The organism is Pyxidicoccus fallax (assembly GCF_012933655.1).
GTDB classification, from domain to species: domain Bacteria; phylum Myxococcota; class Myxococcia; order Myxococcales; family Myxococcaceae; genus Myxococcus; species Myxococcus fallax.
The window spans coordinates 45,622-52,320 of record NZ_JABBJJ010000045.1 but is presented as its reverse complement, the minus strand read 5'-3'; the positions used below and the strand labels follow the sequence as shown (position 1 = coordinate 52,320).

Here is a 6,699-nt window from a genome sequence, read left to right as displayed (position 1 = left end):
GCCCCCGGCCCCGGAGGCGCCTCAGAAGCCGGCCCCCCGGCGCACCTACAGCCTGCACGAGTTCGTCGGATGGGAGCGGCGTGACGACCGCCGCGTCCATGTGAAGCTGCGCGTCACCATCGACAGCGTGAGCCTGTTCACCCGGGAAGCGGCGAACATCTCCAATGGCGGCGTGTTTCTCGCCATGGAGGAGCTCTTGCCGCTGGGCGAGCGGCTCGAGATGACCCTTCACTTCGACACCCCCGAGCGTCACATCTCGGCCCGCGGCGTGGTGGTCTGGCAGAACGAGCGGGCCGACATGCGGCACCCGCGCGGGGTGGGCGTGAAGTTCACCGCCCTGGAGGACGAGGCCCGCCGCTTCATCACGTACTACGTGAAGAAGGCGCAGATGCGTACGGGCTGAGCGGCCGAGGGAGTGCTCCGCACCGCCATGGGGAGGAGCCAGGCTGCATCGACATGGGACGTCCTTCCGCCGCGGAGGGAGCGGAGCGGCCCCCGCGGGCCATGCTCACGCTCCCTCCGGAGAGACTCACTTCCGCGCCGCCTCCAACAAGTCGCGAATCGCGCCGGCGTGCTTGCCATCGGCCGGTGCCCAGTCCGCGGGCATGCGGCCGGCTCGGTCGCGGATGAACGGGTCGGCACCGGCTTCGAGCAGTGCCTGCACGAGCGCGGGTATCGCATGCGTCAACGCGCGTTGCAGGGGACGCTGTCCCTCATTGTCAGGCGCATTGGGGTCGGCCCCCGCCGCCAGCAGGCTGCGAACAATGGGGCCGTGCACGCGCGCCGATGGCTTGAACAGCGCCATGTGCAGCGCGGTGAGCCCCTTGTCCGTCCGATGATTCACCTTGGCGTGGCGCGCGAGCAGGAGTTCCACCACGTCGAGCGCTCCGCTGAGCGCGGCCTGCATCAGGCCCGTCGGGTTGCCCTTGAACTGCGTCCAGTCCGGGTCAAGGCCGGCATCCAGCATCCGCCTGACCAGGTCGACATTGCCTGACGCGGCGACCGAGGGGAAGTCCTGGGTCACCCATTGGCTCTTCGCAATGCCGCCGGAGAACGTCCACTCGGGTTCGGCCGCGGCACTGGCGCTCTGGCCCGTGGCCGCGTTGATGACCTGGGTGCGCCGCTCCTTCGCCGCGTCCCGCGCGCGCTTCTTGCTGCCACGCCAGAAGGAGTGCGTCGAAGGAAGGCTCGTTGGCTCGCTCAGGTACTTCGACAGCGCGGCGTGGCCATTCTCCAGTGCCACGATGGCAGGCAGCTTGCCGTCGTTGTCCGCCTGCTCGCGATTCGCGCCAGCTTCCACGAGACATCGCGCGATGTCGGCGAATCCATTCGCGGCGGCCGTCCACAACGCGCTGGCCCCCGTTTCGTCCGCCACATTCACGTCGGCGCCGGCCTTCACGAGGAGGGTCACGAGGTTGGCGAAGCCGTGCTTCGTGGCCGCGACCAGGGGTGGCTCGAAGGCGGCTGCATTCAAATCAGCCTTCGCGTCCAGCAGCACTCGGACGGCCGCCTCGTCGCCGTGACTGCACGCATACGCCAGTGGCGTCGATTGGTAGCCGTGGACATCGACCTCGTTCGGGTCGGCCCCCTTCGCCAGCAGGTTCTCAACCTCGACGACATTGCACTGCTCGATGGCGGCGAACAGGTTTTCAGGCGTGTCGATTTCCATTGGACTCATCCCGGCGTCGAATCCCTCATCGCGGAGCGGATGCTCAGATCGAGCTGGCTCTGCAGCTCGCGCATCAGGCTGCCGAGCGCGGGGGTGTCCACGCCGATGCGCGCCGCGAGCCGGGTGCGCACCTCCGCGCGCAACCCTTCACGGGCCTGCGCGAGCCAGCGCTTCACCGTGGAACGGTCCACGCGGTAGGCCCGGGCAAGCTCCGCCGTGCCCAGTCCCTCCACCAGATGCAGCCGCAACAGCGTCCGGGCCCGGGGCGCCAGCGCCTTGAGTGCTTCCTGGAAGGCCCGGGTGAAGTCGTCGCGGTAGCGGTCCTTGATGTAGCGCCGGTCGGCATCATCAACCGGAGACGCCACCTCCTCGAGCCGGGAGTCGTCCACCTCGAGCGGAACCTTCCGCTCCCGGATGAGGTTCAGCGCGGTGCGCAGCGCGGCCACGCGAAGCCAGGCAAGCAAGGGGCCCTGCCCTTCGTAGTCCGCGATTCGGGGCGGGCGGTCTCCGCTGCGGACGAAAAGCTTCACTCTCAGGAGCTGGAGGGCTTCCTCCGTGGTCGGAATGTTCATTCCCCGCTGGAGCAGCGCCTTGCGGAGCTGGGGGACGAGACGCGCCTCGAAGCTGGCGAGGGCCTCCGCGTCACCGCGCGCACACGCCTGGGCGAAGGCCAGGTCTTCCCGAGGGTCCGTGCCGTCCATCGTCGTGTCCTCCCCGTCGGCTATCGTGTCCTCGTCATGGACTGTTTCGACACCCGACAGCTCTTCGCCTTCGCACGAGGTGAGCTGGACGCGGAGGCAGCCGGGTCGGTGGAACAGCATCTGGATTCCTGCGCCATCTGTCGAGCGCTCCTCGCGGAAGCAGCACGTGGAGAGGGCGACTCCCGTCCCCCCTCTGTGGACGGAATGACAGCCCATCCGTGGCTCCAGCGAGGCACCCTCCTGGGACGCTACGTGGTGCTGGAGCCCATCGGCGCGGGAGGAATGGGCGTCGTTCATGCGGCGTACGACCCGGAGCTGGACCGGAGGGTCGCGCTCAAGCTCATCCGCATCGACGCCGTGAGTTTGGCGAAGCGGGAGCAGGCACAGGCCCGGCTGCTGCGCGAGGCGCAGGCCGCCGCTCGCGTCGTCCACCCCAACGTCATCACGATTCACGACGTGGGCCGCTTCGGCGAGCACGTCTTCCTGGCCATGGAGCTGGTGGAGGGCACCACCCTCCGCGAGCACCTGCGCCGTCCGGACAGGGACTGGCGCGCGCTGCTGGAGCTCTTCCTCCACGCGGGACGTGGGCTGGCGGCGGCGCACGCGCAGGGGCTCGTCCACCGGGACTTCAAGCCGGACAACGTCCTGGTGGGCCGCGACGGCCGTGTCCGCATCACCGACTTCGGGCTCGCGCGCATCGTCCGCTGCCTGGACGCGACCCGGGAGCCGGCGCCCGGGCAGGACGCGGGCGCACCGATGCCAGGACTGCTCACGCGCTCGGACCAGGTGCTGGGCACGCCCGCGTACATGTCCCCCGAGCAGCGGCGGGGAGAGCCCTCGGATGCGCGCGGCGACCAGTACAGCTACTGCGTCGCGCTCCACGAAGCGCTGTATGGGACGCGGCCGTCGCGGCAGGGCACCGGCGAGGACGAAGCGAAGCGGCCACCTCGCGAGTCCGGCGTGCCGGCGTGGGTGCATCGAGCCGTGCAGCAGGGGTTGTCGGAGGCGCCGGAGCAGCGACACGCCTCCATGGACGCGCTGCTCCGGCGGCTCAGCGAGGCGCCGGGTGCGAAGTGGCGCCGGGCGGGCCTGGCGGCGACGGCGGGGCTGGTGCTCCTCGCCGGTGGCGCGGCCCTGCACGGGGCCACGTTGGGAGACCCGTGCGAAGGCAGTGAGCAGGCGCTCGTCGGCGTCTGGGACGCGCCCCGGAAGCGCGCGGTACAGGCCGTCTTCGAGGCCAGTCCCCTCCCCTACGCGGCGAGCGCCTGGCGCGAGGTGGAGCGGACGCTGGATGGCTACTCGCGCGACTGGGTGGCGGCGAGTCACGAGGCCTGTGTCGCCACGCGGGTGACGGGCCATACTCCGGAGCGGCTGCTGGACCGGCGGGTCATCTGCCTGGACCAGCGGCTCAAGGATCTGGCGGCCGTCGTGGAGACGCTGGCGGCGGCGGATGCCCAGGTCATCCAGAACGCGGCGCGCGCGGCCCATGGGCTGGAGCGCCTGGCCCCTTGCGCGGACATCGCGACGCTCGCCTCGCCGGAGCCTCCGCCCCTGGATGAACTGACGCGCCGGCGGATGGAGAGCCTCCGCGTCCAACGCGCGGCGGTGCGGGCGAAGCTCCATGCGGGCCAGGTGCTGCCCGCGCTGGAGCTGGCGACGGCGGTGGCCCGGGAAGCCCACGAGGTGGGCCATGGCCCGCTGGAGGCGGAGGTCCTCGACCTGCTCGCGGAGACGCAGGGACAGGCTCGCCAGTACCGCGAGGCCATCAAGACGTTGCACCGGGCCATCCAGGTGGCGGAGTCGAGCCGTCACGACAGGCAGGCCGCGGAGTCCTGGGCCGGGCTGGTGCGGCTGCTCAGCTTCGTGGGCGCGGAGCTGGACCCGGACGAGGAGACGCCCCGCCACGCGGCGGCGGCCCTGAAGCGCCTGGGCGGAGACGCCCACATCGAGGCCACGCTCTCCCGGAACCTCGTCAGCCTCCACCGCGCCCGGGGCCGGGTGACGGAGGCCCTGAAGGAGGGCCAGCGGGCGCTGGAGCTGGCGCGGAAGCTCTACACGGCGGAGGACCCGGAGCTCGCCACGGCGCTGCTCGGCGTGGGCCAGACGCTCGGGATGCTGGGGCGCCACGAGGAGGGGCTCCCCTTCCTCTGGGAGGCGGAGGCCATCTACCGGAGGACGTATGGGCCGGAGCATCCGAACCTGGCCGTCGTCCTGGATGTCATCGCCGTGCACGAGGTGCGAGCGGACAACCCCGCGAGCGCGCTGGAGTACGGGCGCCAGGCCCTGGCCATCTTTCAGAAGGTGCACGGCGACGAGCACCTGATGGCCGCGAGCACCTACCACAACCTCGGAGGCTTCCTGCTCGAGCTGGGCCGGCCGGAGGAGTCGCTCCAGGCCTTCGCGCACGCCGCGCGAGTCCGGGAGAAGGAGCTGGGGCCGGGAGACGCGAAGCTCGCGGCCTCGCTGTCCGGGATGGGGCGAGCGCTCGCGAAGCTGGGGCGCTACCGGGAGGCGGCGGAGCACCACCAGCGGGCACTGGGGATTCGCGAGAAGGCCCTGGGCCCGGAGAGCCCGCAGGTGGGCATCGACCTGTTGGGGCTGGGCGGGGACCTCCTGGAGCTGAAGGCACCGGGCAAGGCGCGCGTGTACCTGGAGCGCGCGGTCGCCATCTTCGAGCGTCAGCCCGAGGGAACCGCGGAGGACGACCTGGCGGATGCGCGGTTCGCGCTCGCCCGGGCGCTCACGGGCGAGGCACGCGAGCCGGAGAAGGCGCGGCGGCTCGTTGACGCGGCGCATGAGTACAACCAGCGGAGCCCACGCAAGCGCGCGTTGGAGCTCGCGGAGACCGGACGCTGGCGGGCCTCACGGCCGAGGTGACGGGCTCGGATTTCAAGCAGTTGCGCGGGTGCCCGCGGAAATCTCTCGCGCCGGATGCGCCACCTCGCACCGGCGCGTGTCTTCGAAATGAGCCGCGCATGCCGCGAGCTCTGAACGCGAAGAGAAAGGGCAACCCACATGAAGACCCTCAAGGCGATGAGCGACCGCATCCTGAAGCTGTTCCTGTCCGAGGTCTCCGCTGGCGCGTGCATCCCGGAGCACGGTCAGTGCTGCTCCACCAAGGGCAAGCGTTTCAACTGCTACGGCTCCTGTGTCACCACGACCGGCTGTCGGTAACACCTGTTCCATGACCATGGCCGGACATGCCGTCCCGGTGTCCGGCCGTGGTTCCCGGAGAGAACCGTGTCGAGCGCTATCGATTTCGGCTGCCGGCTGATGCTTGTCGTCGTGCTCACGCTGGCGTTCGTCAGCAAGCTGCACGGCCGCGTGGCGTTCCAGGACTTCATCCAGACCCTCGGGCGCTTCGGATTTCCCAAGCCCTGGGTGGGCGCACCGCTGGCGGCCGCCGTGGTGCTCGCGGAGGCGGCTTCCGCGCTCCTGCTGCTCCTGGCTCCCCTGGCCGGGTACGTGCTGGCGCTCGCGCTCTTCACGGGCTTCACCCTGGGCATCGCGCGGGTGTTGCGCCGGGGGGAGCGGGTGCGCTGCCGATGCTTCGGCGCGAGTGACACGCCGATGGGGGCGTCCCATCTGGTCCGCAATGGCCTCCTGCTCGCGGTGACCCTCGTGGGCGCGGCGGGCCACGAGCCGGGCTCGCCGTCTTCTCCGGTGGCCGTGGTGGCGTGGGGCGCGGGGGCCCTTGGAGTCCTCTCCGGGCTCTTCATCACGCGCTGGGATGATCTCGTGTTTCTCCTGCGTGGCCCGGAGCCGATGGCCGGAACTCCGGCGGCCGCGAGAAAGCAGAGGGGATGATGGAGCTGCTCGTGTTGGGCGGCGCGGTGCTGGCCGTGATGGTGGTGCTGAACCTGCTGCTGACCTTCGCGCTCGTCCGCCGCGTCCGGGCGCTGCAGGACAGGGTCTCCAATGTTCCCGCGAGGGATCCGGCGCTGCCCCAGCCGGGGGATGCCGTGGGCGCATTCCAGGCCGCCACCCCCGAGGGCGGACTCCTCACCGACGAGGCCCTGCGCTCCGGCGTGAACCTGGTCGGCTTCTTCACCACGGGCTGCCATCCCTGCGCGACCCTCCGGGCGCAGTTGCTGGAGTCACCGCCGAGGCTTCCCTTGATGGCCTTCGTCGAGGGCCACGAGGATGACCCCGCCGCGCGTGAGCTCGGTGCCGCCCTGGGTGCCATCGCCCGCGTGGCCTTCATCACCGAGACCGACTCCGTGACCAAGGCGTTCCGGCCCGCGGGCTATCCCACGTTGATTCGGGTGGAGAACGGCACTGTCGCCGCCTCGGGGCATCAGCTGCGTGACGTGCTGTCATGAAGGATGC

At 70.7% G+C, this 6,699-nt stretch carries 7 protein-coding genes; 5 read left to right on the top strand and 2 right to left on the bottom strand.

The window, feature by feature from the left end; all coding sequences use genetic code 11:
• The coding region (locus tag HG543_RS12785; protein WP_169345003.1) for a TIGR02266 family protein at positions 1–403 on the top strand (403 nt) is incomplete at its 5' end.
• 126 nt (positions 404–529) lie between these two features.
• Here the strand turns inward: HG543_RS12785 and HG543_RS12780 are convergent.
• Together HG543_RS12780 and HG543_RS12775 are read right to left on the bottom strand one after the other, a co-directional pair.
• On the bottom strand, positions 530–1,669 hold the full coding sequence (locus HG543_RS12780; protein ID WP_169345002.1) for an ankyrin repeat domain-containing protein: 1,140 nt from the start codon (positions 1,667–1,669) through the stop codon (positions 530–532).
• Positions 1,670–1,674: 5 nt separating this feature from the next.
• Complete coding sequence (locus HG543_RS12775; RefSeq protein ID WP_246356975.1) at positions 1,675–2,490, bottom strand: sigma-70 family RNA polymerase sigma factor; 816 nt, start codon at positions 2,488–2,490, stop codon at positions 1,675–1,677.
• On the opposite strand from HG543_RS12775, the gene HG543_RS12770 reads away from it, so the two are divergent.
• The 4 genes from HG543_RS12770 to HG543_RS12755 all read left to right on the top strand — a co-directional run bounded on the left by HG543_RS12770 (position 2,407) and on the right by HG543_RS12755 (position 6,692).
• Positions 2,407–5,247: a serine/threonine-protein kinase gene (locus HG543_RS12770; protein WP_169345000.1), complete on the top strand. Its 2,841-nt coding sequence runs from the start codon at positions 2,407–2,409 to the stop codon at positions 5,245–5,247. The two genes, HG543_RS12775 and HG543_RS12770, sit on opposite strands and share 84 nt — an antisense overlap.
• Before the next feature lie 138 nt (positions 5,248–5,385).
• Positions 5,386–5,544 carry a hypothetical protein gene (locus HG543_RS12765; protein WP_169344999.1) on the top strand — a complete coding sequence of 53 codons (159 nt, stop codon included), beginning with the start codon at positions 5,386–5,388 and terminating at the stop codon, positions 5,542–5,544.
• A 66-nt stretch (positions 5,545–5,610) separates the two neighbouring features.
• Entirely contained in the window at positions 5,611–6,177 is a 567-nt protein-coding gene (locus HG543_RS12760; RefSeq protein WP_343073338.1) for a MauE/DoxX family redox-associated membrane protein, read from the top strand.
• Entirely contained in the window at positions 6,174–6,692 is a 519-nt protein-coding gene (locus tag HG543_RS12755; RefSeq protein WP_169344998.1) for a TlpA family protein disulfide reductase, read from the top strand. Before HG543_RS12760 ends, HG543_RS12755 begins: the two co-directional genes overlap by 4 nt.
• Positions 6,693–6,699: the final 7 nt, after the last annotated feature.

Bases quoted from the DNA above. Each gene is read 5' to 3' on its own strand.
- HG543_RS12770 (WP_169345000.1), top strand. From the start codon at position 2,407: ATGGACTGTTTCGACACCCGACAGCTCTTCGCCTTCGCACGAGGTGAG.
- HG543_RS12780 (WP_169345002.1), bottom strand. From the start codon at position 1,669: ATGGAAATCGACACGCCTGAAAACCTGTTCGCCGCCATCGAGCAGTGC.
- HG543_RS12775 (WP_246356975.1), bottom strand. From the start codon at position 2,490: ATGCTGTTCCACCGACCCGGCTGCCTCCGCGTCCAGCTCACCTCGTGC.
- HG543_RS12755 (WP_169344998.1), top strand. From the start codon at position 6,174: ATGATGGAGCTGCTCGTGTTGGGCGGCGCGGTGCTGGCCGTGATGGTG.
- HG543_RS12765 (WP_169344999.1), top strand. From the start codon at position 5,386: ATGAAGACCCTCAAGGCGATGAGCGACCGCATCCTGAAGCTGTTCCTG.